Here is a 25,128-nt window from a genome sequence, read left to right on the forward strand (position 1 = left end):
ACATATGAGTCTGTCTTTAATGTTGCAAGGTACGGCGTCCGATGTTGGGAAAAGCATATTGGTTGCGGGACTATGCCGTATCTTTGTTCAGGATGGTTATCGCTGCGCGCCGTTTAAGTCACAGAATATGGCGCTGAATTCTGGTATCACTGCTAACGGTGAAGAGATGGGGCGGGCGCAGATTTTTCAGGCGGAAGCCGCGGGTATAGAACCTGATGTACGAATGAACCCGATATTGCTAAAACCCACCAGCGACTGTAAGGCGCAGGTTGTGTTGATGGGAAAAGTGGCTTGTAGCATGAATGCGGTGGAGTATCACCAGTACAAGCCCCGTTTGCAGCAGCAAATCTGTGAAGTTTTTCACAGTCTGGCCCGTGAATATGACGTGATGGTGCTGGAAGGCGCCGGTAGCCCGGCGGAGATCAATTTGCGTGATCGGGATATTGTCAACATGGGAATGGCGGAGATGGTTGATGCGCCTGTGCTGCTGGTGGCGGATATCGATCGTGGCGGCGTATTTGCCGCTATTTACGGCACGCTGGCCCTGTTATTGCCGGAGGAGAAAGCGCGGATCAAAGGGGTGATCATCAATAAATTCCGTGGTGATATCAGCCTGCTCCAGCCGGGTATTGAACAGATTGAAGCCTTAACCGGGGTGCCTGTGCTGGGAGTGATGCCTTGGCTGAATATTGACCTGGAAGATGAAGATGGTGTAGCGCTGCAAACCGGTAAATATGATGGTGCAGCCGAAAAGGCGCTGGATATTGCCGTAGTTCGTTTGCCTTATATTGCCAATTTTACCGACTTTAATGCACTGGCGATGCAACCGGATGTTCGCTTGCGCTATGTGACTCAACCATCAGAGTTGCAGTCGTCGGATCTGATTATCTTACCTGGCAGCAAAAACACACTGGGCGATCTGCGATGGCTGCGACAGAACGGATTTGCGGATGCTCTGTTGACGGCACATCAGTCTGGTATTCCGATTATCGGTATCTGTGGCGGTTATCAAATGCTGGGGAAGCGGATTATCGATGGGGTGGAATCGGGTATTGACCAGATGGATGGTCTTGGATTGCTGGATGTGGAAACCCGATTTGCCCATGAAAAAGTGACAACTAGGGTAAACGGTAGCTGCCTGACGGCGTTGCCGGGCTTGCTGTCAGATTGCATTGAGCAACCGGTCCGTGGTTATGAAATTCATATGGGAAGTTCGTTATTGGGGGCGGATGCAACACCATTTGCCTGTATTACCGATCGTAACGGCCAATCCGGCAGTGGGTTCGATGGTGCGGTCAATCGGGAGGGCAGTGTGATGGGCAGTTATATTCATGGCCTGTTCGATAGTACCCATTTTACCCGTGCTCTGCTTAATGCTTTGCGCCAGCGCAAAGGATTGATGGCTTATCAGGGAGATACATTGGATTATGCCCACTACAAACAGACACAGTTTGACCTTTTGGCGGAAGCTATGCGCGAACATCTGGATATAGAACAGATTTATCAGTGTATGAAAAACCATCAGCAAGGCTTGACGCCGTGATTTTGATTACCGGCGGCGCTCGCAGTGGTAAAAGTGTGCTGGTGGAAAAACTGGCGGCACAAGCCAGTGAGCAGGTGTTGTATATTGCGACTGCCGTGGTGACAGACAGTGAAATGGCTGAACGTATACAACTACATCGTGAAAACCGGCCGGCCCATTGGCGTACATGGGAGGGCTATCGTGATCTTGGTGCGGTAATTACTACGCAAACCCAGCCGGGAGAAGCGGTCATTCTTGAATGTATTACGACATTGATTACCAATCTATTATTTGATCAAGCCGGACAGACTTCACCTGAACAGATGGATTTTGCTGTATTGGAGGTAGAGATTCAGCAGCAAATTAGCGATTTGTTAGCGGCTTGCGCCCGCATGACTTCACCGATATATCTGGTTACTAACGAACTGGGCATGGGTATCGTGCCGGAAAACAGACTGGCGCGCCATTTCCGTGACATTGCCGGAAGGGTTAACCAGCGGCTGGCGGCGGCTGCTAGTGAGGTATTTCTGATGGTTTCGGGGATTGAGGTAAAAATTAAATGAATCTGCGTCTGTTTCTTGCCACCTTGCAATTTATGACTCGCATCCCCGTTCCGTCGCGCTGGACACAGGAAGTGGAAATGGATCAATACGTGCGTGGTATTGCTAGTTTCCCCTTTGTTGGATTGATCGTTGGTACACTTGCTGCGGTTATTTTTACCCTGCTTGCGCCTTGGTGTGGCGTGCCGCTGGCGGCATTAAGTTACGTATTAGTGCTGGCATTGCTAACGGGTGCGCTTCATCTTGATGGTTTAGCGGATACCTGTGATGGCGTGTTTTCCGTACGTAACCGGGAAAGAATGCTGGAAATTATGCGTGACAGCCGTTTGGGAACTCACGGCGGGTTGGCGTTGATCTTCCTTATTCTGGCGAAAGTGCTGGTCGTGAGCGAATTGGCACTGCGTGACGTCCCGATGTTGGTGACCTTAATCGCTGCGTCAGTGGCGAGCAGGAGTGCGATTGTGTTGTTAATGTATCGTCAGCGTTGCGCCCGTGAAGGAAGTGGGTTGGGGAATCTCTATATTGGCCGGGTTAATGGTCATCAGGCAGCGTTAACATTGTTGAGTGGAATGGTGTTGATTACTCTGCTGGCTGGGGTGCCTGGTGTGTTGGCATTGGTGATCACACTGTTGGTTATTGGATTACTGGCGATTTATTTGCACCGTCGTTTAGGTGGACAAACAGGCGATACCTTGGGTGCGTCTGTGGAAATCGGGGAACTGGTGTTTTTACTGGCGCTACTGTGAGTCAGGTTGATGCGACTATTTTTGGTTCGGCATGGTCAGACGGAAGCGAATTTGAGCGGCGTTTTCTGTGGTATGACAGATGTGGAGTTGACTAATACGGGGATAAATCAGGCCCGGCAAGTTGCCCGCTATCTATCCGCCGTGACATTTTCGCAAGCGACAAGCAGCGTGTTACGGCGGGCGCGTCATACTGCGGAAATCATTCTGGCAGACCGCGCGTTATCGGCCAGTATCGATACGCAACTCAATGAAATGTATTTCGGCGCATGGGAAATGCGCCACCATCACGATTTGCAACACGAAGATGCTGAAGCCTGGTCTGCCTGGTTAGTAGACTGGCAACAAGCCTCTCCTACCGGTGGTGAAACCTTTCCTGCATTTGCCGCACGTATAGAAAACGTGGCGCAGCAACTGCTGAAACAGGAAAATCAGGATAATTTATTGCTGGTGGCTCATCAGGGGGTGCTTGGTCTGTTATTGGCGCGTTTGCTGGCTATGCCGCCTTCTGCCATGTGGCATTTTCATTTTGAACAGGGTGCATACAGCGTAGTAGAAATCCACCATGGATTTACTACGTTGCGTACATTTAATAGCCAAGCTTGCTGGCAATTTGAGACGCGGGAATAACGCTAATGCAAACATCTTCATCAATCTCACTTTCATCGATCATCAGTGCGATTGTGCCGCTGGATAACGTGGCTATGGCGCGTACGGCTACCCGATTGGATGGATTGCTTAAACCAACGGGCAGTCTTGGGCGTCTGGAACATTTGGCGATTCAACTTGCCGGGATGCGGGGATTATCGGGCCACCATATTGATCGTAAACAAATCATTGTGATGGTGGCTGATCATGGGGTTTATGACGAAGGCGTGACGATATCCCCTAAATCAGCAACGGCGATTCACGCCCAGAATATGGAGAAAGGGATCACGGGGATTTGTGTGTTGGCGGCGAATGCGGGCGCAGAGGTTAAAGTTGTGGACGTAGGGATTGACAGTGATCCGCTGCCGGGATTGGTGGACATGAGGGCAGGGCGTGGCAGCGGCAATATTGCTCATGGAGCGGCCATGAGTCGTCAGCAAGCGGAAGATCTGTTGCTGGCAAGCGCACGCCTGACGTTGGAACAAGCCGCAGATGGCGTGAAACTATTTGGTGTGGGTGAATTGGGTATGGCGAATACCACACCGGCGGCGGCTGTGGTCAGCGTTTTTACCAACAGCGATCCACAACAGATAGTAGGTATTGGGGCTAACTTTCCCCGTGATCGTTTGCATCATAAAGTGGCTATTGTGCGGCAGGCGATTGAAATCAATCGGCTTGATGCCAGCGACGGCATTGATGTGTTGGCGAAGGTTGGTGGTTATGATTTGGTGGGGATGGCGGGCGTGATGCTTGGCGCGGCTTCTGCCGGGTTGCCAGTGATTCTGGATGGTTTTCCCTCTTACGCTGCGGCGTTGGCAGCCTGCCGTATCGCTCCCGCTGTGCGTCATTACCTTATTCCGTCACATTTATCGGCTGAGCAGGGCTCAATTATTGCATTGCAACATCTGCAACTGGAGCCTTATCTGCATCTGGACATGCGTCTGGGAGAGGGCAGCGGTGCTGCGCTGGCTATGCATCTGGTGGATGCGGCTTGTTCTATGTATAACAATATGGGGCTATTGGCCGATAGCAATATTGTGCTGCCGTCGTAAAAGAATGAGAGAAAAAGCGTTATCGAGATAGGATAACGTGGAGAAAATGGTATTTGATTTATATGTCGTTACGAGCCTTGGCAACATGACTAAGTGATGTCTTCATGGTTTCCTCTGTTGGTAGTCTTCCCACAATAATGGGCTGCTTGTTTTATACCCAATTTTTTCGTACCTCTGCCTGTGATAGTTCACGATAAATGCGTCAAGCGGCTTGCAGTGAAACTTCATCGTCTACCATGATAGAAACCACTTCATGAGGAATGGTTTCATCATCATTTGGTCCCGCTGTATAGGGAATAATTTGATAACCCTCATCATGATCAGTGGCTGCTAACAGTCTTTCATACTCATCTATTGGCAAAATCACGGCTTGTTTTTTGCTATGTTCGTCTGTAATAAATTGAATATCAGTCATAATGAGTGTCAGCCACAGGAAAGTTTATCTTTAATGTACCAGTCAATCACGTGGGAACATGTTATGTCTGGCACAAGTGCATATAGCATATGGGAAGACAACGTTTATTGAGGCTTTTATGAAAGGGATATCTCATCTTTCTTATGATTTAAATAATTACGCTTCGTCATTGAAGCGTAAAGCACATTTAGCTGCCAGCTTTTTTATAGAAGATAGCCAATTAAGAATGTCATATTTAAAAGAAATAGATGACTTTGTTAATATAAAAACACGTGAGTTTAAAAATACATTTGATATAAGTGAAAAAAAGAGATTAGTTTATGAAGTAAAAGATGAATATGAAACGATTGAAAAAGAATATCAGGCTTTAAGGCGTAATGATTATACCAAATATATTATAACCGATATATTTGAAGATCAGGGAGTGGTTAAATATGCAAAAATAGGGGGAGGGGTTGTTGCTGGTAGTGTTCAAACAGTTGCTGGAGTTGCAGTTTTTAAATCGGGTAAATTGGTAAGATCTAAAAAGGTTCAGTCTATGGGGGTTGTTTTGTTGGCTCATGGAGGTAATAACTTTTATGAAGCTATTAGTCCGATTCTTTATGAGAATCAAGATACAGGCTGGGTCAGGGAGGGATATCGGCACATCTCTCATGCTTTAGGCTATGATGATGGTGTAGCTGATGTTGCTTATAGTTCAGTTGATTTAGTGGCAAGTGCATATGGAACATATGGAATGTTAAAGCTTAAGCCTATTAAACCAAAGAATAATATATCGGGGGGCTATCCTGTAAAGCCGGGGGCGGGAAAATTATTTAGGTATATTAATGAGGATCTTGCCAGAAAATGGCGGTTAACACCAAAGCCTATGTTAACTATTCAAGTATTAAGTAGTGGATATAAATTTAAACTTTTGATAGATGACATATATAAACTTCATGATGATTGAAGTTTAGTTTTTATTTTAAAGCGGAAGTAAAATATTGATAATTTTAATTCTGTTATAAAGTTAATGGAATGACCGAATAAAAATAAAAAAGATGTTGTTGTTAATAAGTAAACAAAAAACATTAATGGAATTCCATATGCTTTCCCACTGAAAAACATTCCTAACATTATGAATGAACAAATAAGTGTTGAGTATATTATTGACATGGATACTTCTTCGCTTCTAAACAATAGATATTGACAAAAACAATCTGTTTTACTTTTATATTTATCATAAATATAGGGGGTGTCTTTATGAAGGATCAGAAAGTTTCTCTTTATCTTAAGCAATTCTTTTAAGGTGAATTCGCTATTTAATATCAATTTTCTTAAGTCAGTTGGGTTCATTTATTTATACTCGATTTATTTGATTTTATCAATGTTTTATTGATGAACTTAATAATTGAATTTGTTTTTATTTTAAAACGAATATGGAAAATTAGTAATTTTGAACCAGTGATTAAATTACAGCTAACGGCGAGGCTATAGTAGATAAAAAACGAAATAGTAAAAAATAGATAAATAGATAACATCAATGAAATACTATATACTTTTTCACTGAAAAACATACCTAATATTATAAATGAATAAACTGAGGTTAATAGTATTATTGGTAATGCTATCTCTTCAGCTATAAATAACAGATAATGGCAAAAACAATCTGTTTTACTTTGGTATTTATCATAAATATAGGGGTTGTCTTTATGAAGAATAAGAAAATTTCTCTTTATCTTAAGCAATTCTTTTAAGGTGAATCCGCTATTTAATATTAATTTTCTTAAGTCAGTTGTATTCATTTATTTATACTCGATTTTCTGTTTCTATAAATTTATTATCGTTACATGTTTATTCTTTATCGCGCATTATAATTGCTTAAAGTTTGCTCTAAGTCTAATATAGAAAATGACTAATTTTATGCATGTGAAAAAATTATAGCGATAATAAAAAGACTTGTAACAAAGACATATCATTGTTGAAACGATATAAATAAGCGATACAAATGATAAAAAGAAAATTGTATTTTTGTCATGGAGGAAAACCTCCATTATTATGCAGCAGACATACATAAGAGTGAAAAATAACACTGGGTCGCCTGCATCTTCAGCAAATACTATTATAATATTGTAAATATTATCGCTTTTTGTATAATTCCTTATAACATATCTTCTTTCATCATCGTCAAGATTTTTAAAGATCCTTTGCATCATAAGAAGCTCTTTAAACGTGAATCCACTACTGAGTGTTAATTTTCTTAGTTTTTCCAAATCCATTTATTTAACCTCATATTACTGATTGATATAATGATTTATCATAACATATTTATTCCTTTATTATACCTAATAAATGCGTTCTTTAGATCTGTTTTTCGAAGGTTTGTTGCGCTTGTAAATTTTTTAATTATATTAACCACTTTGCTGATAAACTAACACCAATAAAAAAATGAATAAATTTTCAAGAAAATCACATGAAATTTTTCTCCTCATATTAAATTAAAGTTTACGTAGTATCGTTATATGGGTTTATTTTATTTTTTCAATTAAATAATTGGATTTTAAATATATTTTTATATATTTAATTTTTGGTAAGATTATTATCAGGTTTTTAATATAAATTTGGAAATGAAAATTAGCTTTTATTTTTTATATTGATAACATTCCTCATTCTGATTTCGGCTGTTGTTTATTATAATATTGAATGACGATTTATACCCTATGGATTTCAAGATGCATCGCGGCGGCAAGGGAGCGAATCCCCGGGAACATAAATAACTATGTGACCGGGGTGAGTGAACGCAGCCAACAAAGAGGCAACTTGAAAGATGACGGGTATATAAATTATTTTCCAAAATAGTGATATATCGTGCACGATTCTTTGGATAGCAAGGGTTGAGATTTATTCATGGCAGGCTTTGAACTGGTAAGGTATTTCCAAATATAAAATCTCAACTATTCAGATATAGATCAATTGTGTAGGCTGCATTACTATTATGAAAGTTTGTTTATACGATGAATTCGTTGACTATATTTTTTTACTATACTGATAAATTTAAACATTTAACTGATTGTGGAAAGTGTTAAGTTAAATTTTACAGGTGGAATTACTTGTTATATATGTATCTAATTAACAGAAATAATAAGGAAAAATATAATGTCATTAAAAAAGACTATATCTATACGCCCTCTTGAATCCGTTGAGATTTATAGTGAAAACCATTTGCCAATGCCCTCTGTTGTCAAAGGGGTAACGCTAAGAAACAATAAAGTAGCGCCAGTTAGGGTTATAAATTATTGGGCTCCTCTGATTGGAGATTATAAGCAGTATAGCTATTCTGATGTTTATGGCGGCCAAATTAAAATACTCCCATCATCTCTGAATGCTGTTTATCGCTATAAAATTGTAGTCTTCAATCTGGACGATAAACTAGATGCAGAAGTTGAGTTTGTAACGAGTTCTTTACAGGAGGGATTTAACGTTATATTAAGAAAGGTATATATGTACTCTAATGAACCCTTTGAAATTTTTAATAAAGGTAATGTAGTCATTCCCAAATATTTCGATGACGCACTGATAAAAAACCATGGCCCGGCAAATATCAAGGTTGTAAATTACTGGGCTGGTCTGTTTGGAGGTTTTAATCAGTATAGCGATATTGATATTTATGCCGGTGAAACTAAAATACTCGCATCACCTCCTAACCCTATTAATTACTATAAAATTGTATTATTCAATCTTAGCGGTGGTATAAACGCAGAACTTGAAGTTACATCAGGAATGTGGTAAAGCACATAAAATAGGAGGCAGGTTTTGGCCTGCCATCCTCCTACATCACTGTACGTATGCAGTTCCATATATGGTGGTTTATATAAAGCCAAACTTTTGGCAGATGCATTCAGATAGAGTATAGGTAAAATCATTTGCGCTTATTATGTGAATCTACTAATTATAATTCTGGGGAAGTGGGTCTTAGCAATCGCAAGTTTCGTTGGGCAGGTTGTAGATGAATATAGTAGACAGGGTAATCAAGATTACAGAGGCATCGGATCTGATGCCTCTGTAAGTTACACCAGCTCAATTCATTATTTTTTAAGTACCTGTTTATGATGCGGGAATAATCAGTTTCCATCAACGGCTAAGAGCAATGCCGGACGCTTGTTGCGCCAGCATATTTTTAGTTAAATCGACAATAATTGCTGCGGCTTCGATTGGTGGTGTTCCGCCCCGGTGAATGTTGGAGATACAAGTGCGGTCCGCTTCAACAGTTTTTTCTACGGTTGGTTTGTAGACCGCGTAGCAGGAGAGGCTTTCCGATTGTCCCAATCCGGGACGTTCTCCGATGAGCAAGATAACCACTTTAGCTTTCAGCAATTCGCCAATCTGATCTTCAATTTTAACGCGGCCATAGCGTACAAAGAACGGCGTACCGATGCACAATCCTGCTTGTTCCAGCCCTTTCAGCAGAGGGGGTAGAATATCTTCATAGTTGGAAATAATCGCATCAGTAGAGAGGCCATCGGAGATAACAACCTGTACGTCAGGAGCCGTTTTACATTGTGTCAGCAGGGTTTCTACGGCATTGGCGCTGAGTTTTCTCCCCAGATCAGGCCGGGTCAGATAGAGGTTTTTGTCGCTGATTTGAGATTGCACTTCCAACAGCCCCTGTTTTTGTACCCATTCGGTAGGAACTTCTTTCAGCACCGTATCCTTGGAACGGGAGTGGTCAGCCAGAAAACGCAGTAATGCTTGGGTTCGCGGACGTGGACCACTGCGACCGGTACATACTCTTGATACGGTACTGCGGCGTAATTCCTGTAGAACTTCCATACGGCTCGAGTTTTGTACGCCAATCCACTGTTTGGCTTCCTGGGAGCCTAAGTCCAGCGTACAGCTTTCAGTTTCGTCAGTGATTTCAGGAGATGCATGTGGTTCCTGACCAGACACCATATTGCTTATATTTTCTTCAATTTGTTTTTGGTTCATGTGATTTATCTCAACAAAGCATCAGAAAAAGAACGACGCATCGCCTGCGCGTGATGTTAAGCGCCCGTTTGCCATGATTCCCATGTTTTCCAGCCAGCGCTCAAACTCTGGTGATGGACGCAAATTGAGCAGTTGACGAATAGTGGCGGTATCGTGGAAAGCGGATGTTTGGTAATTGAGCATGATGTCATCACCGAGCGGCATTCCCATGATGAAGTTACACCCTGCGGTTGCCAGCAGGATCATCAGATTTTCATTCTGGTTCTGATCGGAATCGGCATGATTGGTATAGCAGCAGTCACATCCCATGGAGACACCACTGAGTTTTCCCATAAAGTGATCTTCCAATCCGGCGCGGATAATTTGGCGATCATTGTAGAGGTATTCCGGCCCGATGAAGCCGACGACGGTGTTAACCAGAAATGGGTCATAATGGCGCGCCAGACCGTAGTTCCGTGCTTCCATTGTCACCTGATCGGCACCAAAGTGAGCGCCAGCGGAGAGGGCAGAGCCTTGGCCGGTTTCAAGATACAGGCAGTTACTGCCGGCAAGACGGCAATATTCCGCGCCGACAGCTTGTGCTTCATCCAACATCGCTAGCTCTACCCCAAACTCTTTCAGCCCTTTTTCACTGCCACAGATACTTTGGAAAATTAAACCGCCCGGCGCCCCACGCTTAATAGCTTCTATTTGAGTGGTGACATGGGCTAAGACACAGCCCTGTGTTGGGATGGCGAATTTGTCGATCACCTCATAGATGGTGTTCAACACGCGAGTCAGGTTTTCCACATCGTCCGTTACCGGGTTAACGCCGATAACTGCATCGCCAACGCCAAACGCCAGTCCTTCGTAAATCTGGGCCAGAATGCTTTGTACTTCGTCGCGGGTATCGTTGGGTTGAAGGCGGGCGCTGAACGTTCCCGGTGTGCCGATGGTGGTATTGGCTTTTTTGATCACCGGCATTTTTTTCGCGCCATAAATCAGATCGGCATTGGAGCTGATTTTTGCCACGGCTGCGACAACTTCAGAACTTATCCCTTTACGCAGAAAGGCAATATCATCCACGCGGGTGTCATCGCTCAATATATATTCACGCAGTTCGCCAATACGCCAGTTTTTTATGCGAGTGTAGGCAGTTTCATTAATGTCATCCTGAATAATGCGGGTAACACAATCTTCTTCATAGGGAATTACCGGGTTCATACGGATATCCGCTATCGTCATTTCCGACAGGACATGTTTAGCCGCTACACGTTGTTGAGAACTTTCGGCAGCTACCCCGGCTAATATATCCCCTGAACGCAGTTCGTTAGCCATCGCCAACACCTGTTTGACATCCTTAAACTGATACGTTTTACCAAAAAGCTGTGTTTTTAATTTCATGTTTACGCTCTCTCAGGAAGGAAAAGCCAGTGATTTGATGGTGATGGGAACGACGGTGCCGCCAAATAATGGAATCCCAATATCGATATAATCTCCGGTGTGGGTAATCACTTCGTCGATTACCGCCAGTGGCCGTTCTTCCATCAGAGGATGCAGCAGCATACCCAGTGCTTTACCAAAGTCTTGACCGGCAACTATCAGCAGCGGATGGGAAGAGGGATAACTCTCGGTAAAATCCTGTAAAGCGGTGATGCATGTCTGTACTGCGGCATAATTGACTGGTAGGGCATCGGGCAGAGCCAGGGCATACAGATCTTGTTGTGGGTCAAGGTCCATTTGCGTCAGTGCTTGCCGCCAGGCTTCTGTCAGTGATTCAGTGACCTCTGTTCCAGGATGAACCACGGGGATGTTGCACAGTGGCAGCGACAGTGTATCAAGCCAGATAGTGCTACCGGATAGCGATAAGGTATGAGCGCCGGCGCCAATTACGGTGGCGCGGACGGTTTGTTTTGGTACTTGCAGCGGCAGCTTGGTGAAATCATGATCACGATGAATAGCGTTCGCCAGTAGTGGCCCCAGATCGTGAAAACGGAATAGATCACTGTCCGACGCTTGACGATAACATTCACCTACACCGCCGGAGAGGGTGACCGCATAGAGTTCATCACAGTTTGGCAGTGGTTCAGTCATCAGCAATTGCTGCGCCAGTGGGGTGAGATGTCCGACGGCGACTTCCCATAGCAACTGTGACATTCGGGCGGCGACCTGTTGTATCTGTGTGGCTGTTAGATGTTGAACATCGGTGTTTTCACCAAACAGAGAATGAACGATGAGCGCTCCGGGCGGATGTGCCCGTAAGACTTTTCCTTGAGGATCGGTTTCCAATAAGCGACCGCCGACATTCAGGCAAGCGGAGGCGATAAGTCGTCCGGCATCGAACAGTGCGTAGTTTGCTGTGCCGCCGCCAATGTCAATGTTGAGCACTCTGGCCATTTTCTGTTGTGACAGTGCTTGAGCGCCGGAACCAAAACCAGCAATCACTGATTCCAGATGTGGCCCCGCCGTTGCTACAACAAAATCCCCCAGTTTCTGGGCCAGTGTCATGACCGCAGGACGTGCGTTACTGGTTTTAGCGGTTTCACCAGTAATGATCACCGCCCCGGAATCGATGTTTTCTGGATCGATACCGGCTGCCTGATATTGCGTCTGAATTAAGTTGAGTAGCTCTTCTTCACGCAGTTGTCCGGCGAAATCCACGGGAGTAAATAACACCGGGCTTTGCCAAATAATCTCGCGTTGGACAAACTCATAGCGTGGTACTTGTGATACTGCCGCCCGGTTTACCAGCGACAGACGCGAAAAGATCACTTGTGTGGTGGTGGTACCAATATCAATACCGACACTGAATAATTCCTTGACCTCCATAGCTACGCCCCTTGTCTGTAATAAGGCGTATGTTGGCATTTTTTTCTATAAATCAGTATTAAATGCCGGCAATTTGGTCGAAAAGTCAACGGTAATCACAAAAACGTCAGGGGTTATAATAAAAATGGTGTAGGGGCAACGCGAAGGGTTAAGTTACCAGAAGAAATAAACAGATAAAGTCAAAATGTGCCAGGACACGTTGTCATCATCAATACATCAGTAAAAATGAAGAATTATTGATCTCACACCATATCGTATTACCGGCTATGGGTAATATATCTGCTAACAGACTTTCGTTACAGAGTGAGAAAAATGATGAATAGCGGAAAAGTTTGGTTGGTAGGCGCCGGTCCTGGTGATGCGGCACTGATTACTGTCAGAGGATTACATTGTATTCGTCAGGCTGATGCGCTGGTATATGATCGGTTAGTCAGCCCGGATCTATTATCTGAAGCCCCCGATTGCTGCAAAATGATCAACGTCGGCAAAACGCCGAATTACCACCCGGTGCCGCAACGGCAAATCAATCAGATCTTGGTCGAGTGCGCGCAACAGGGGTTAAATGTTGTCCGGTTGAAAGGGGGCGATCCTTACGTGTTTGGGCGTGGTGGTGAAGAGGCAGAAGCGTTGGCGTTGGCGCAGATCCCTTTTGAAGTTGTACCGGGTATCAGTTCATCAATTGGGGGTCTGGCTTGCGCCGGGATCCCTGTGACTCATCGTGATTATGCTTCAGGTTTTCATGTTATTACCGGCCATCTGCGTCAGGGAAATGAGCCGCAGGATTGGGCGACATTGGCAAAGCTGGAGGGCACGCTGGTGATCCTAATGGGAATGACGCAACTGGCGAGCATCTGTGAGCAACTTATTGCTGGCGGTAAAGTGCCAACAACACCGGCGGCAGTGGTGATGTATGCCAGTCACCAGCAACAGCAAGTGGTCAGTGCAACTTTGCTAACGCTGGCACAGCAAGTGGCCGCTCAGGGATTGACTGCGCCGGCATTGATTGTTATTGGTGATGTGGTGCGTCTGCGGGAAACATTGGCTTGTCACCGGGATCGTTTGTTGCTGGCTTCCGTTTCATCACTGATGGCATTTTGATTCTCTATTCAACATCTGGATTTAATATTTGATGAGCGAACATGGTGGGAATGTGCTGGAAATGGCGCAGAAAATCGGTGTTACAGCAGAGGAATTAACGGATTTCAGCGCTAATATTAATCCGCTGGGGATGCCGGTATCCCTGAAAGCGGCCATTATCGACCAGCTGCAACGTGCAGAATGTTACCCTGATACCGAATATCGTCGGTTACATGCAGCATTGGCGCGTGTTCATCATTGCACCGTCGAAAACCTGATCGCGGGTAATGGCGCCACTGAACTGATTTATGCGGTAGTGAATTATCTTAAGCCACGCCGCGCCATGTTATTGATGCCGGGATTCGCTGAATATCGGCGCGCTTTACTGCGGGTTGGTTGCCAGATTGATGATTATGTGATGAGTGAAACCGAGGGTTATCAGCCTGATGAGCGTTTGTTGGCTGCATTGGATCGTGGTCGCCCTGATTGTCTGTTTCTTGCCGCACCGAATAACCCAACCGGCTTGATGCCGGATACTGAACTGTTACAGGCGGTGCTTGAACGTTGTCACCAACATAATATCGCGTTGATTGTCGATGAAGCGTTTATTGATTTTATCCCGGATGCTGCCGGACTTATTCCCAAGATAGCCCATTATCCTCACCTCTATATTTTGCGTTCATTAACGAAGTTTTTTGCTATTCCGGGATTACGTCTTGGCTATCTGGTCAGCGGTGATGTGACCGGTATTCGTGAGATGAAATGCTGGCGGGAACCGTGGACCATTAATGCTTTTGCGGCATTGGCCGGTGAAATCATTCTCAATGATAAGGCTTACATTCAGGCAACACACCGTTGGCTGGCACAGCAGCAACGTTGGCTCTATCAGGCGTTAGCTGCGTTGCCGGAATTACGTGTTTGGCCTCCCGCGGCCAATTATATTTTCTTGCGTTGTCTGCGCCCGGAAATCGATCTTCAGCAAGCGTTGCTGAAACACCGAATACTTATCCGTCATTGTGCTAACTATCCAGGTTTGAGTGCTGCTCATTACCGGGTTGCCATAAAGGGCAAGCATGATAATCATCGGTTGGTATTGGCGTTACGTGAGGTATTGGTGGCTAAGACGCCGGGCGGCGTGCGCTAGCTGAGGAGAGGGGATCATGCTGGATTATTTGCCGATGTTTTGTCAGATTCGGGATAAAACTTGCCTGTTAGTTGGGGGAGGTAAGGTGGCCGAACGCAAAGCGCGTCTATTATTGGATGCCGGTGCGCGCCTGCTGGTAAATGCACGGGAATTCACTGCGCAATTCCAGACTTGGGAAGATGCGGGTCAAGTGACACTGATTCGTGGTGAGTTTGAGCCCCATTGGCTTGAGCTCTGTTGGTTGGTGATTGCTGCGACCAATGATGCAGCAGTTAATGGTTATGTCAGTGATTGTGCGACGGAGCGTCGTATTTTCTGCAATGTGGTGGATGAACCACAACAGGCAAGTTTTATTACACCGTCGGTCATTGATCGCTCGCCGCTGGTGATTGCTATCTCTTCCGGGGGTAATGCACCGGTATTGGTCAGGTTATTGCGTGAAAAACTGGAACGGCTGTTACCGATGTATCTTGGCCGTTTGGCTGCTTACGGCGGGACACTTCGCCAGCGAGTAAAACGGCATTTTCATCATCTGGCGGCCCGCCGTCGTTTTTGGGAACAGTTTTTTACCAGCGAGCCGTTGACGCAATCGTTGATCAGCCAAGATTATCAACAAGTTGAGAGTGTGACAGAAACACTGTTCTCTGAGTTATCTCAAGCAGATACGAACAAAACAGATAATTGTTCTTTGACTGACTAACATTACTGGAGTGATAAATATGAGTGAGGAGCGGTATAAACAGAGGAAACAGCGGCAAAAAGAGAGATTCATGGCTCAAGTTGCAGCGGCTCAGGAGAAGCGAGGGATCATAATTATCTATACCGGCAATGGTCAAGGGAAAACAACTGCCGCTATGGGAACCGTTACACGGGTGTTAGGGCATGGATTAAAGGCTGGGGTCATCCAGTTTGTGAAAGGAAGATGGTCAGCCGGTGAGGGTGTTTTGCTGGAACAACATGGAGTAGAGTGTCAATTCATGCCGATAGAATTTACCGGTGAAATGCGAAATCATGCCGAGGAAATAGCGGCTTGCATAGGTGTTTGGCAACATGCGCTGCGAATGATGCGTGATCCTGCGTTATCATTGGTGGTGCTTAGTGAATTGGCTTACATGATAAATAGTGGTTATCTTTTACTTGATGAAATTATCAAGGCACTAAACGAGCGGCCAATCGATCAGACAGTTATCATTACCGGACGAGATTGCCATCCTGCATTGATTGAATTGGCCGATACGGTTAGTGAAATGCGTGCTGTAAAACATGTTCTCAAAGGGAATTAAATTTTCCCTATCATTTATAGAATGTTAATTTTTCTTCTCTAAATAATAGAGGATGAATAAACGCTCTTCATTTATTTTTACTGAGATTGATTATATGGAAATATTATTTTTAAAGTAATGAAAATATATGTAAATAATATGTCGTCAGCTAATCAATTGTAATGAATTTGATAGGGTATATATTACACAAAGCTTAATGATACATTAAATAAATTCCATGACATATATTCTGCGATCTAATAATTTTAATTTGTTTACAAATTGAAATTTCTATCTAATATTGTCGGTGAAAAAATTAACGTTAATTTTTATTTTAATCTATGGAATAAATTCGTGTAATCCATATCACGTTCTGTTGTGCGCATTATTAAGTTTCAAACAGAACATAGTTATTTAACTTATAAATTAAGAGATATAATATGTCTATTGAGAATACCAATGTAGCTGATCAAATAACTGGCAAAGATTCAGTTGTACTAGGACATGCAGAAGCGCCGGCAGTACATTCTATCGCAATTGGCGCGTCGCCCCGGAATTCTAAAACAATCAGTGAAGCAGCTATTGCTATTGGGCAAAATCAACTTGCGGGTAAACAAGGTGATGTGAAGGTCGTTTGGCCAATTGCGATTGGTGCTGATTCTATATCTAGCGGTCTGGCTTCTATCGCTTTAGGGCAAAAGGTAACAGCCAGTGCGACTCAGGCAGTGGCGATTGGTCAACACTCCTCTGCAACAGAACAAGGGAGCGTTGCATTAGGTGCAGATTCAATTGCTAATAAACCAAATGTTGTTTCTGTAGGAAAAACGGGCCATGAACGTAAGATTGTGCATGTTGCTGCCGGGGATATTTCAAATCACAGTACTGACGCGGTTAATGGTCAGCAGTTACATGCTGAATCGGCAAAGCTGGAAATATTATTGGATGCAAAGAATAAGCAACTGGAAGAGAGAATTGAAACTCTGGAGAGTGATGTAGCCAATCTGACGCTGCTGATTCAGAATAGTGTGGATGATGTTGCATTGTTGAAGAAACGGCTTCTTGATGCATTAAGTTATTAATATAATTTAACTATTGTCTTATGTATTCTTGGTCATTAGGCCAAGAATTTTGATCAGCTCCGCAGCATAAAAGCCAGTTCGAAACTGGCTTTTCACTTATCGGATAAAAACTTAAAGAAAACGAGGGGTTGACAGATAGATAACAACGCCGTGAACACTTGATATAAAAGATTTGACAGATTTCATGATAGGTTCTCTTTATTGGTAAAATGTGATTTTTTTCACGAAAATCTAAACTGTGGCGGTGATTTTAATCAGAAAAACTTCAGAGTCAAGTTGTTTTTAAAAATTATTTTAATCATTAAAATAATTTTGTATGGTGCTTTAAGTCGCAGGAAGCTTGCATCTTACGGAGATGAAATGCTGATCGGTGGTGCAGATGTGGTGAGATATAAGCCGAGGCAGGGTTTTTTGTGTTTAAGCAGATAAGATTTTGTGTTGTTTCCAGTGATGTGCTGAAGGTGTGAAAATAATAAGCTAATCACGTGGTCATATTAGTATTAAATGATAAATAAACTAAATATTTTTATAAATATATAAAATCTTAATATTAATAGTTAGGTTAGTGAATTATGAACTAATACATTGATGTACTTGGGTAAATAAAATAATGATGAATAGTGTTTGGGAATTTAATTTGAGTACTATAGATATGTTTTATTTTGGTATGTTTTTAGTTTCAATGTGTTGGGTTTTTATTGCTTGCAATTATATAAAAATAGTTGATCATTTAATTTATAAAGATATTTCATTATTATTTATTCGAAACTAGACTATGATTGACATTAATTACTGGAGAGTTTTTTGATAATTAAATGTATTATATTGTTTAATTTAAGGAGTATATATGAGTCCTAAGAATGATTTTAAAGCTTTTTCTATTAGTAATAATGCTAATGTAGTAAGCCAGCAATTATATGAAGAAAGTTCAGAATTGCCGACAGGATTCCCACCATATACTGTTACCACTCATATGTTAAATAAGGTATTGCGTCAAGCCTCAACAATATCGTCTGTTGTAGCTGACTTTATTGTGTCACAATCTGGTGAGGATGTTTTGGATGACGGTGATATAACTAAAATTACCTCACAATTAAATAAAGCTTTGGGACAAAAAATCAAAACAGAACTTGATAGGAGCAAAGCGCTGCTCTCAGTAAATGGATGGTGGAAATGTGGCGATACAGGAATAATTATTCAGTGGGGTCAGGAACTTGGCAGTATAAATCAAAGTGATTATAGAAATTTCCCAATTTCATTTCCCAATGCTTGTTTTCAATTAGTTACATCGTACTCCGAGTTTGATAACTTTGGTTTTGGTTGTGCTGCTTATCCTGTCTCTAAATCTCAGTTTATTGTGACATGCCGTAACGCTAACGGAGCTCTTGTAAGTACTGTTGTGAGATATTTAGCTATAGGATATTAATTATGTATTATTATAGTGAAAAAACAAATGCATTCTACCCTGTAGAATTGAAACTGGATTATATTGCTTCTGGTTCATTACCCGATGAACTTATAGAAGTTAGTGATGATATTTATCAAGAATATGCAGCTAATACTGCACCAGAAGGAAAATATCGTATAGCAAGTAAAAATGGTTTACCGGAATGGGCAGATATTCCGCCACCAATAAAAGAAGAATTGCAGCAATATGCCGAAAATAAAAAACAACAACTTATGATGAAAGCCAGTGATAGAATAGCTCCATTACAAGATGCTGTTGATTTAGGTATTGCAACAGAAGCTGAAAAGGAGGCTTTATTAGCATGGAAGAAATATAGAGTGATGCTGAATAGAATCGATATTAAGCAGGTCCCTGATATTGAATGGCCTGAATAAACAGGCCATTCATACAATATTTTATTGTTGTTGTAATTGTAATACTGAAAAATTCAGTCTGATATATGAAATCGATGGAATAGTTTCATGTATTGAATGCAATTGGTTAGATATATTTCTGGTTGCAATTTGTTTGGTTTTTTATTTCTTCTAATTATACAAAAATAATTATTCTTCTAAGTTATAAGAACGTTTTATTATTGTTTTTATGAATTAAACTATGACTGCCGTAAATTATGAAGGATTGCTTCAGCAATTATTAAACATATTGGTTGTGAATAATGCTATTTAATTTAAGGAGTATATATGAGTGCCAAGAATGATTTTAAGGCTTTTTCTATTGGTAATAGTGCTAATATAGTGAACCAGGAAAAGTATGAAGGACACCAGAGCTTGCAGACTGGATTTTCGCTAAATGATATTCCTACTGATCTGTTAAACAAGGTATTACGTCAATCATCGACAATAGCATCTATGATAGCTAATTTTATCGCGACACACTCTGGAGATGATGTTTTAGATAATGGTGATATAGTTAAACTTACCGAGCAATTAAATAGAGCTTTAGAAAAAGAAATCACCACAAAAATGCCCAATGCCTCATTAACACAAAAAGGCGCTGTTCGGCTTACCGATGTATTGGGCAATAGTGATACATTAGCTGTTACGCAAAAATTCATGCAGGAGATAATAAATTCATTACGTGAAAATATTGATGTTAAGGTACATAATACCCGAAAAGTTAACGGAAAAGTATTAGCCGAAGATATCAATATTACTTCTCAAGATATCTTTGCTGGACAGGCGATTAGTTTAGGTAATAATGCGAATTTGGATAATTACAAAACACCAGGAGTTTATTATCAAGAGCATAATTCTAGTGCTCAAAGTGGCAGTAATTACCCTGAGCCGTTCGCGGGTTCGCTTGTTGTATTGAAAGCGGCTGGGGTCATTCAACGTTACTTCGTCTATAACAGCAGTCGGATATATACACGCAGTCAGTTTCATGATAATCCATGGACCCCTTGGGTTAGAGAATATAACGCGGTGAATAAACCTACTGCTGAGGATGTTGGTGCGTATACAAAAGCAGATTCGGATGCTCGATATATTACAGGGATCCGCAAAGTAAATGGAAAGGCTTTAGCTGCGGATATCAATATTACTTCTCAGGATATCTTTGCTGACCATGCGATTAATTTAGGTAGTAGTGCGAATTTGGATAGTTACAAAACACCGGGGATTTATTATCAAGAGTCTAATTCTTATGCTAAAAGTGGCAGTAATTACCCTGAGCCGTTTGCGGGTTCGCTCGTCGTGTTGAAAGCGGCTGGAGTTATTCAACGTTATTTCGTTTATAACAGCAGTCGGGTATATACACGCAGTCAGTTTCATGGTAATCCATGGACCCCTTGGGTTAGAGAATATAACGCGGTGAATAAACCTACCGCTGAGGATGTTGGCGCGTATGCAAAAGCAGAATCTGATGCTCGATATATTACAGGGATCCGCAAAGTAAATGGAAAAGCGTTAGCGACAGATATCAACATTACGTCTCAAGATATTTTTTCTGGTCAGGCGATTAATTTAGGTAATAATGCGAATTTAGATAGTTACAAAACACCGGGGATTTATTATCAAGAGTCTAATACTTATGCTAAAAATGGTTGTAATTACCCTGAACCGTTCGCGGGTTCACTTATTGTATTGAAAGCGGCTGGTGTCATTCAACGTTATTTTGTTTATAACAGTAGCCGGGTATATACACGTAGCCAGTTTCATGACAATCCATGGACACCTTGGGCTCAAGAATATAATACTTTAAATAAACCCCCAGCTAAGACTATTGATGGGTGTACGAAAGCAGAATCGTCTAATATCTATATTACTGGCATTCGTATTGGTGCTGAGATTTATAACAAAGATGGAGGTGATTCCGCCGAGATACTTTATTCTAGCCCTATGCAGTTTTCTAATAATGACCAATGGTTCACTATCGTACGAGGATAATAATAATGAATTTAATAAATATTGGTCCATTTGAACAATATATACCTGACAGTGAAAACGCTATTCAATTTGCGCTTTATCTTCAAGATAAGCAGGGCAATGATTGGTATAGATCTCAAAGTCAATTTTCAATAGATACATTAAAAATTATGTATGATGAGACAGGTCTCATTCGTGCAATAACAACAGATGTATCTAAACTTGCACCACTTGGTTTTTCCGTCGCAGAAATTAATAAGAATGATGCGCCCATAGGATTTGATGAGAAAACCAAAGAGAAATGGATATTTGACGGTCAGAAAATATTACTTTATGTTGTGACTAAAGAAGAATTAATACAGAAAGCCGAATATGAAAAATTTCAACTATTGACTAAAGTTAATAATATCGTTACACCACTACAAGATGCTCTTGATTTAGATATTGCTACAGAAGCTGAAAAAGAGGCTTTATTAGCATGGAAGAAATATAGAGTGATGTTGAACAGAGTTGATATTTCATTAGCCCCTGATGTTAAGTGGCCGGAACAGCCGAAATAATGAAAATGGCCTGAATAGACCGGCTATTTATACAATGATTATGTTGATGTTAAGACTATGAAAGATTCAGTCTTGAGCTTGAAATGAGAAAATTATAGTAAGAAATAATAGAGGGGAGAGAAGAATAATTTCTTGATATTGAATTGGTTATTGCAATCAATTATAATAAATTGTTAACACTATAAGAACATTTAATTAACCTGATAAATTGCCTGAGGTACGATCAGAGTTTTTGCAAAGACTCTGATCGTTTAAATTCTATGAGTGAAGCCAAAAAACCGAATTTGAATTTACATGTCTCGTAATTGACTGTTATTAAATAGAGATAGAATTAATTATAAAATGATATTATTTAATTTAAGGATTTCATATGAGTTATAAGAATGATTTTAAAGCTTTTTCTATTAGTAATAATGCTAATGTAGTGAGTCAGGAAAGATATGAAGAGAGTAAGGATTTGCTGACTGGATTTCCACCAAACGATGTTCCCACTCATTTGTTAAATAAAATATTGCGTCAATCATCAACGATAGCATTTGTTGTAGCTAATTTTATTGCGGAACAATCTGGTGATGATGTTCTGGATAATGGTGATATAGCTAAACTCACCGAGCAATTAAATAGGGCTTTAGAACAAAAAAGTACATCAAAAGTTCCAGATGCCTCATTAACTCAGAAAGGTGTTGTTCAGCTTACTGATGTGGTAGGTAATAGTGACACATTAGCTGTTACGCAAAAGTTGGTTCAGGAAATAATAAATTTATTGCGTAAAGATATTAATGTCAGAGTACCTAATACTCGTAAAATTAACGGGAAAGCATTGACTGATAATATTGCGCTTTCCGCGATTGATATCGGAGCAAAACGGCCGGGTGATATTTATTTATCTGCACATCCGGCATCAGATCTGGCTAAAGGAGAGTATATTGCGAATGGGGCTGTTCACGCGATTAATTCAACTGTTGGTAGGGCATTGAATAATTTGTCTGATGCATATAAGGCAGCATGGGGAATTAAGCAGAATGGTGATAAAATCAACCTCCCTAATCTGTTTGCTGATGGACGAGGGGTATTTATGCGTGCCGGATTGACACCTGGTGTGATACAGGGAGATGCGATTAGAAATATTACAGGTAATGTGGGGTGGTGGTCTCATGGACTTTTTACTCGTGTCAGTGGGGTATTTTATGGTGTAAAGAGTAACGCTAATATAGTTGCTGCGGGAACGGTAGATAATAGCCAACATTCATATTCAGCATATACAACTTTTGATGCATCAAAAGTTGTGCCAACGGCAAACGAAAACCGGCCACTCAATGTTAGTATGATTCCTGTAATTTATTTGGGAGTATAAAACAATAATAAATTATTAACTGATATTCAATGGGCTTAACCACCAAAATAATGAAGATGGCCTGAATAAAAAGGCCATTTTTACAGTTATTTTGATGATGTTATAATTTAAATGTCGAAAGATTCCATCTATAACTTGAGATAAAATTGAATGATTTATTGCTGCCAATTATACAAAAACAGTTAATCTTATAAGTAATAAAGATACCTCATTATTCTTTTTCTGAACTAGACTTTAATTGGTATGAATGGGGGATTATTTTTACAATAATTCAATATGTTGATTATAATATCATTTAATTTAAGGAAGGCATATGAGTCACAAGAATGATTTTAAGGCTTTTTCTATTGGTAATAGTGCTAATGTAGCGAGTCAGGGAAGATATGAGGAAAGTAAGGATTTACTGACAGGGTTTCCGACAAATGACGTTCCTACTCATTTGTTAAATAAAGTATTGCGTCAATCGTCAATTATATCATCTGTCGTAGCCAATTTCATTGCGACACAATCTGGTAATGATGTTCTGGATGATGGTGATATAACTAAACTCACCGCACAATTAAATAGAGCTTTAGAACAAAAAACCACAACAAAAGTTCCTGATGCCTCGTTAACCCAAAAAGGCGTTGTTCAGCTGACAAATGTGATTGGCAATAGCGACACATTGGCGGTTACACAAAAGCTGGTTCAGGAAATAATAAATTCATTGCGTGAAGATATTAATAATAGAGTACCTAATATCCGTAGAGTGAATGGGAAGGCGTTAAGCTCGGATATCAGTTTGAATGCCGTGGATATAGGATCATATACCAAAGCAGAAATAGACCACCAAATCAATGCCAGAGGGGCTAAAAATACAATCTTAAAATCAGAGAATGGTTGGTGGAAATGTGGTGATACTGGGATAATATTTCAGTGGGGAGTATCTAATATTACTGGATATACCAGTCCTAATGTAAATGTTAGTTTCCCAATTCCTTTTCCACAAAGGGTTGTTATAGTTGGTCAGCAAGATAACGGTGGTGGAATTTTGACGGCAATTTGGCAAATAAATAATATTAAATTATCCGGTTTCACTGCGGAAAATCTTGGCACCTTGAGTCGTAACTCTAAAGAATTTGGACCGGTAGTTGGGTCAAGATGTGTCTGGTACGCTTGGGGGTTTTAATGCCGGTACATTTCCTAACGATGTGATAAAGGTTAAAGAATTGGTTTTTTTATTGAGTTTGTAGGTAACAATAGGTTTTAAATCAAGGGAGAATAAATAAATTCTCCCGATTGGTTTTTGCTTTAATAAAATTCCAGAAATAAAAAATAGCCATATAAGTAATAAGAGCACTGCATTATTCTTTTTCTGAATTAGACTTTGATTGGTGTGAATTATAGAATGATTATTTTTACAATAATTCAATATATTGATTATAACATCATTTAATTTAAGGAAGGTATATGAGTCATAAGAATGATTTTAGAGATTTTCCTATTAGTAATAATGCCAATGTAGTGAGTCAGGAAAGATATGAAGAAAGTAAGGATTTGCTGACTGGGTTTCCCCCCCAGGGCAAGATCGTGAATATTTTGTTAAAAAAATCAGATTTGACCGACAGTAATAGTTATGATCTCATACTCTCTTTTTGAGAGCAAAAACCATGTGCTTTGATATTTTTACTGAACATTTCTCAGACATTCAAGATCCCCGTCAAAGCGCCAAAGTCGCCTACCCTTTATTCGATATTTTATTTGCCTCATTGTGCGCTGTTCTGGGCGGCGCAGATGGTTGGAGTGAGATCCAAGAGTATATTGAAGGCCACCATGAATGGTTTCTTGAACATAATATGTTCAAGGAGGGGATCCCTGTTGATGACACGATTGCCCGACTTCTCTCACGGATTAATCCGGAACAATTTAATCTTTGTTTTATCAACTGGATGCGTTCGGTTCATCAGGTCACTCAGGAGGAATTAGTGGCGATTGATGGTAAAGTCTTACGGGGTGCCTATGCCCCGGGAGAACGCAGTTCGGCGCTCCACCTTGTGAGTGCTTATGCGACAGCCAATAAAATGGTCATCGGCCAGGTTAAAACTCAGAAAAAATCCAATGAAATTACC

The 25,128-nt window shown here is 41.3% G+C and carries 22 protein-coding genes and 2 pseudogenes; 20 read left to right on the plus strand and 4 right to left on the minus strand.

What is annotated here, in order from left to right; genetic code table 11:
• The first annotated feature begins 4 nt into the window (after window positions 1-4).
• The 5 genes from ABR397_RS17125 to cobT are packed head-to-tail and all read left to right on the plus strand — an operon-like array spanning window position 5 to window position 4,525.
• A complete protein-coding gene (locus ABR397_RS17125; RefSeq protein WP_350306821.1) occupies window positions 5-1,543 on the plus strand; it encodes a cobyric acid synthase in 1,539 nt (512 codons plus the stop codon).
• Window positions 1,540-2,085 (plus strand): bifunctional adenosylcobinamide kinase/adenosylcobinamide-phosphate guanylyltransferase, encoded by a 546-nt coding sequence (gene cobU / locus ABR397_RS17130; RefSeq protein WP_350306822.1) that lies wholly within the window; start codon window positions 1,540-1,542, stop codon window positions 2,083-2,085. The genes ABR397_RS17125 and cobU overlap by 4 nt, the downstream gene beginning before the upstream one ends.
• Window positions 2,082-2,828 (plus strand): adenosylcobinamide-GDP ribazoletransferase, encoded by a 747-nt coding sequence (gene cobS, locus ABR397_RS17135; protein ID WP_350306823.1) that lies wholly within the window; start codon window positions 2,082-2,084, stop codon window positions 2,826-2,828. Before cobU ends, cobS begins: the two co-directional genes overlap by 4 nt.
• A gap of 9 nt (window positions 2,829-2,837) precedes the next feature.
• A complete protein-coding gene (locus ABR397_RS17140) occupies window positions 2,838-3,455 on the plus strand; it encodes an adenosylcobalamin/alpha-ribazole phosphatase (protein ID WP_350306824.1) in 618 nt (205 codons plus the stop codon).
• Between the two features lie 5 nt (window positions 3,456-3,460).
• Entirely contained in the window at window positions 3,461-4,525 is a 1,065-nt protein-coding gene (gene cobT, locus ABR397_RS17145; RefSeq protein WP_350306825.1) for a nicotinate-nucleotide--dimethylbenzimidazole phosphoribosyltransferase, read from the plus strand.
• A gap of 202 nt (window positions 4,526-4,727) precedes the next feature.
• Here cobT and ABR397_RS17150 read toward each other — a convergent pair whose 3' ends face one another.
• A complete protein-coding gene (locus ABR397_RS17150; protein ID WP_350306826.1) occupies window positions 4,728-4,940 on the minus strand; it encodes a hypothetical protein in 213 nt (70 codons plus the stop codon).
• 118 nt (window positions 4,941-5,058) lie between these two features.
• Between ABR397_RS17150 and ABR397_RS17160 the strand changes: the two genes are divergently transcribed.
• Window positions 5,059-5,889: a DUF4225 domain-containing protein gene (locus ABR397_RS17160; protein WP_350306827.1), complete on the plus strand. Its 831-nt coding sequence runs from the start codon at window positions 5,059-5,061 to the stop codon at window positions 5,887-5,889.
• Window positions 5,890-8,075: 2,186 nt separating this feature from the next.
• On the plus strand, window positions 8,076-8,708 hold the full coding sequence (locus ABR397_RS17170) for a hypothetical protein (RefSeq protein ID WP_350306829.1): 633 nt from the start codon (window positions 8,076-8,078) through the stop codon (window positions 8,706-8,708).
• 342 nt (window positions 8,709-9,050) lie between these two features.
• Here the strand turns inward: ABR397_RS17170 and eutC are convergent, their stop codons facing one another.
• Genes eutC through eutA form a run of 3 tightly spaced genes read right to left on the minus strand, consistent with a single transcriptional unit; the run spans window position 9,051 to window position 12,713 of the window.
• On the minus strand, window positions 9,051-9,869 hold the full coding sequence (gene eutC, locus ABR397_RS17175; protein WP_407072886.1) for an ethanolamine ammonia-lyase subunit EutC: 819 nt from the start codon (window positions 9,867-9,869) through the stop codon (window positions 9,051-9,053).
• Window positions 9,870-9,926: 57 nt separating this feature from the next.
• Window positions 9,927-11,288: an ethanolamine ammonia-lyase subunit EutB gene (locus tag ABR397_RS17180; protein ID WP_350306831.1), complete on the minus strand. Its 1,362-nt coding sequence runs from the start codon at window positions 11,286-11,288 to the stop codon at window positions 9,927-9,929.
• Between the two features lie 12 nt (window positions 11,289-11,300).
• Window positions 11,301-12,713, minus strand: a complete 1,413-nt coding sequence (gene eutA / locus ABR397_RS17185) for an ethanolamine ammonia-lyase reactivating factor EutA (RefSeq protein WP_350306832.1) — start codon at window positions 12,711-12,713, stop codon at window positions 11,301-11,303.
• Window positions 12,714-13,028: 315 nt separating this feature from the next.
• On the opposite strand from eutA, the gene cobA reads away from it, so the two are divergent.
• The 13 genes and pseudogenes from cobA to ABR397_RS17250 all read left to right on the plus strand — a co-directional run.
• Window positions 13,029-13,811, plus strand: coding sequence for a uroporphyrinogen-III C-methyltransferase (gene cobA / locus ABR397_RS17190; protein ID WP_350306833.1), 783 nt, complete (start codon window positions 13,029-13,031; stop codon window positions 13,809-13,811).
• 31 nt (window positions 13,812-13,842) lie between these two features.
• Window positions 13,843-14,934 carry a threonine-phosphate decarboxylase CobD gene (gene cobD, locus ABR397_RS17195; RefSeq protein ID WP_350306834.1) on the plus strand — a complete coding sequence of 364 codons (1,092 nt, stop codon included), beginning with the start codon at window positions 13,843-13,845 and terminating at the stop codon, window positions 14,932-14,934.
• Window positions 14,935-14,953: 19 nt separating this feature from the next.
• Window positions 14,954-15,583: pseudogene (locus ABR397_RS17200) on the plus strand (NAD(P)-dependent oxidoreductase); the annotation flags it as partial.
• Between the two features lie 70 nt (window positions 15,584-15,653).
• Complete coding sequence (gene cobO, locus ABR397_RS17205) at window positions 15,654-16,217, plus strand: cob(I)yrinic acid a,c-diamide adenosyltransferase (RefSeq protein ID WP_350306835.1); 564 nt, start codon at window positions 15,654-15,656, stop codon at window positions 16,215-16,217.
• Between the two features lie 419 nt (window positions 16,218-16,636).
• Entirely contained in the window at window positions 16,637-17,275 is a 639-nt protein-coding gene (locus ABR397_RS17210) for a hypothetical protein (RefSeq protein WP_350306836.1), read from the plus strand.
• 847 nt (window positions 17,276-18,122) lie between these two features.
• Entirely contained in the window at window positions 18,123-18,701 is a 579-nt protein-coding gene (locus tag ABR397_RS17215; protein WP_350306837.1) for a gp53-like domain-containing protein, read from the plus strand.
• A 2-nt stretch (window positions 18,702-18,703) separates the two neighbouring features.
• Window positions 18,704-19,117, plus strand: a complete 414-nt coding sequence (locus tag ABR397_RS17220) for a tail fiber assembly protein (protein ID WP_350306838.1) — start codon at window positions 18,704-18,706, stop codon at window positions 19,115-19,117.
• Between the two features lie 306 nt (window positions 19,118-19,423).
• Window positions 19,424-21,127: a pyocin knob domain-containing protein gene (locus ABR397_RS17225; RefSeq protein ID WP_350306839.1), complete on the plus strand. Its 1,704-nt coding sequence runs from the start codon at window positions 19,424-19,426 to the stop codon at window positions 21,125-21,127.
• A 5-nt stretch (window positions 21,128-21,132) separates the two neighbouring features.
• A complete protein-coding gene (locus ABR397_RS17230) occupies window positions 21,133-21,666 on the plus strand; it encodes a tail fiber assembly protein (RefSeq protein WP_350306840.1) in 534 nt (177 codons plus the stop codon).
• Between the two features lie 370 nt (window positions 21,667-22,036).
• Window positions 22,037-23,020: a tail fiber protein gene (locus ABR397_RS17235; protein WP_350306841.1), complete on the plus strand. Its 984-nt coding sequence runs from the start codon at window positions 22,037-22,039 to the stop codon at window positions 23,018-23,020.
• Window positions 23,021-23,333: 313 nt separating this feature from the next.
• A complete protein-coding gene (locus ABR397_RS17240) occupies window positions 23,334-24,188 on the plus strand; it encodes a gp53-like domain-containing protein (protein WP_350306842.1) in 855 nt (284 codons plus the stop codon).
• A gap of 281 nt (window positions 24,189-24,469) precedes the next feature.
• Window positions 24,470-24,658: a hypothetical protein gene (locus ABR397_RS17245; protein ID WP_350306843.1), complete on the plus strand. Its 189-nt coding sequence runs from the start codon at window positions 24,470-24,472 to the stop codon at window positions 24,656-24,658.
• Between the two features lie 11 nt (window positions 24,659-24,669).
• Window positions 24,670-25,128, plus strand: a pseudogene (locus ABR397_RS17250) (ISAs1-like element ISPlu17 family transposase); the annotation flags it as partial.

Source organism: Photorhabdus viridis, assembly GCF_040256935.1.
GTDB lineage: Bacteria > Pseudomonadota > Gammaproteobacteria > Enterobacterales > Enterobacteriaceae > Photorhabdus > Photorhabdus viridis.

Excerpts from the sequence above, each read along its gene's own strand:
- ABR397_RS17125 (WP_350306821.1), top strand. The coding sequence starts at position 5 with ATGAGTCTGTCTTTAATGTTGCAAGGTACGGCGTCCGATGTTGGGAAA.
- cobS (WP_350306823.1), top strand. The coding sequence starts at position 2,082 with ATGAATCTGCGTCTGTTTCTTGCCACCTTGCAATTTATGACTCGCATC.
- ABR397_RS17140 (WP_350306824.1), top strand. The coding sequence starts at position 2,838 with ATGCGACTATTTTTGGTTCGGCATGGTCAGACGGAAGCGAATTTGAGC.
- cobT (WP_350306825.1), top strand. The coding sequence starts at position 3,461 with ATGCAAACATCTTCATCAATCTCACTTTCATCGATCATCAGTGCGATT.
- ABR397_RS17150 (WP_350306826.1), bottom strand. The coding sequence starts at position 4,940 with ATGACTGATATTCAATTTATTACAGACGAACATAGCAAAAAACAAGCC.
- ABR397_RS17160 (WP_350306827.1), top strand. The coding sequence starts at position 5,059 with ATGAAAGGGATATCTCATCTTTCTTATGATTTAAATAATTACGCTTCG.
- ABR397_RS17170 (WP_350306829.1), top strand. The coding sequence starts at position 8,076 with ATGTCATTAAAAAAGACTATATCTATACGCCCTCTTGAATCCGTTGAG.
- eutC (WP_407072886.1), bottom strand. The coding sequence starts at position 9,869 with ATGGTGTCTGGTCAGGAACCACATGCATCTCCTGAAATCACTGACGAA.
- ABR397_RS17180 (WP_350306831.1), bottom strand. The coding sequence starts at position 11,288 with ATGAAATTAAAAACACAGCTTTTTGGTAAAACGTATCAGTTTAAGGAT.
- eutA (WP_350306832.1), bottom strand. The coding sequence starts at position 12,713 with ATGGAGGTCAAGGAATTATTCAGTGTCGGTATTGATATTGGTACCACC.
- cobA (WP_350306833.1), top strand. The coding sequence starts at position 13,029 with ATGAATAGCGGAAAAGTTTGGTTGGTAGGCGCCGGTCCTGGTGATGCG.
- cobD (WP_350306834.1), top strand. The coding sequence starts at position 13,843 with ATGAGCGAACATGGTGGGAATGTGCTGGAAATGGCGCAGAAAATCGGT.
- cobO (WP_350306835.1), top strand. The coding sequence starts at position 15,654 with ATGAGTGAGGAGCGGTATAAACAGAGGAAACAGCGGCAAAAAGAGAGA.
- ABR397_RS17210 (WP_350306836.1), top strand. The coding sequence starts at position 16,637 with ATGTCTATTGAGAATACCAATGTAGCTGATCAAATAACTGGCAAAGAT.
- ABR397_RS17215 (WP_350306837.1), top strand. The coding sequence starts at position 18,123 with ATGAGTCCTAAGAATGATTTTAAAGCTTTTTCTATTAGTAATAATGCT.
- ABR397_RS17220 (WP_350306838.1), top strand. The coding sequence starts at position 18,704 with ATGTATTATTATAGTGAAAAAACAAATGCATTCTACCCTGTAGAATTG.
- ABR397_RS17225 (WP_350306839.1), top strand. The coding sequence starts at position 19,424 with ATGAGTGCCAAGAATGATTTTAAGGCTTTTTCTATTGGTAATAGTGCT.
- ABR397_RS17230 (WP_350306840.1), top strand. The coding sequence starts at position 21,133 with ATGAATTTAATAAATATTGGTCCATTTGAACAATATATACCTGACAGT.
- ABR397_RS17235 (WP_350306841.1), top strand. The coding sequence starts at position 22,037 with ATGAGTTATAAGAATGATTTTAAAGCTTTTTCTATTAGTAATAATGCT.
- ABR397_RS17240 (WP_350306842.1), top strand. The coding sequence starts at position 23,334 with ATGAGTCACAAGAATGATTTTAAGGCTTTTTCTATTGGTAATAGTGCT.
- ABR397_RS17245 (WP_350306843.1), top strand. The coding sequence starts at position 24,470 with ATGAGTCATAAGAATGATTTTAGAGATTTTCCTATTAGTAATAATGCC.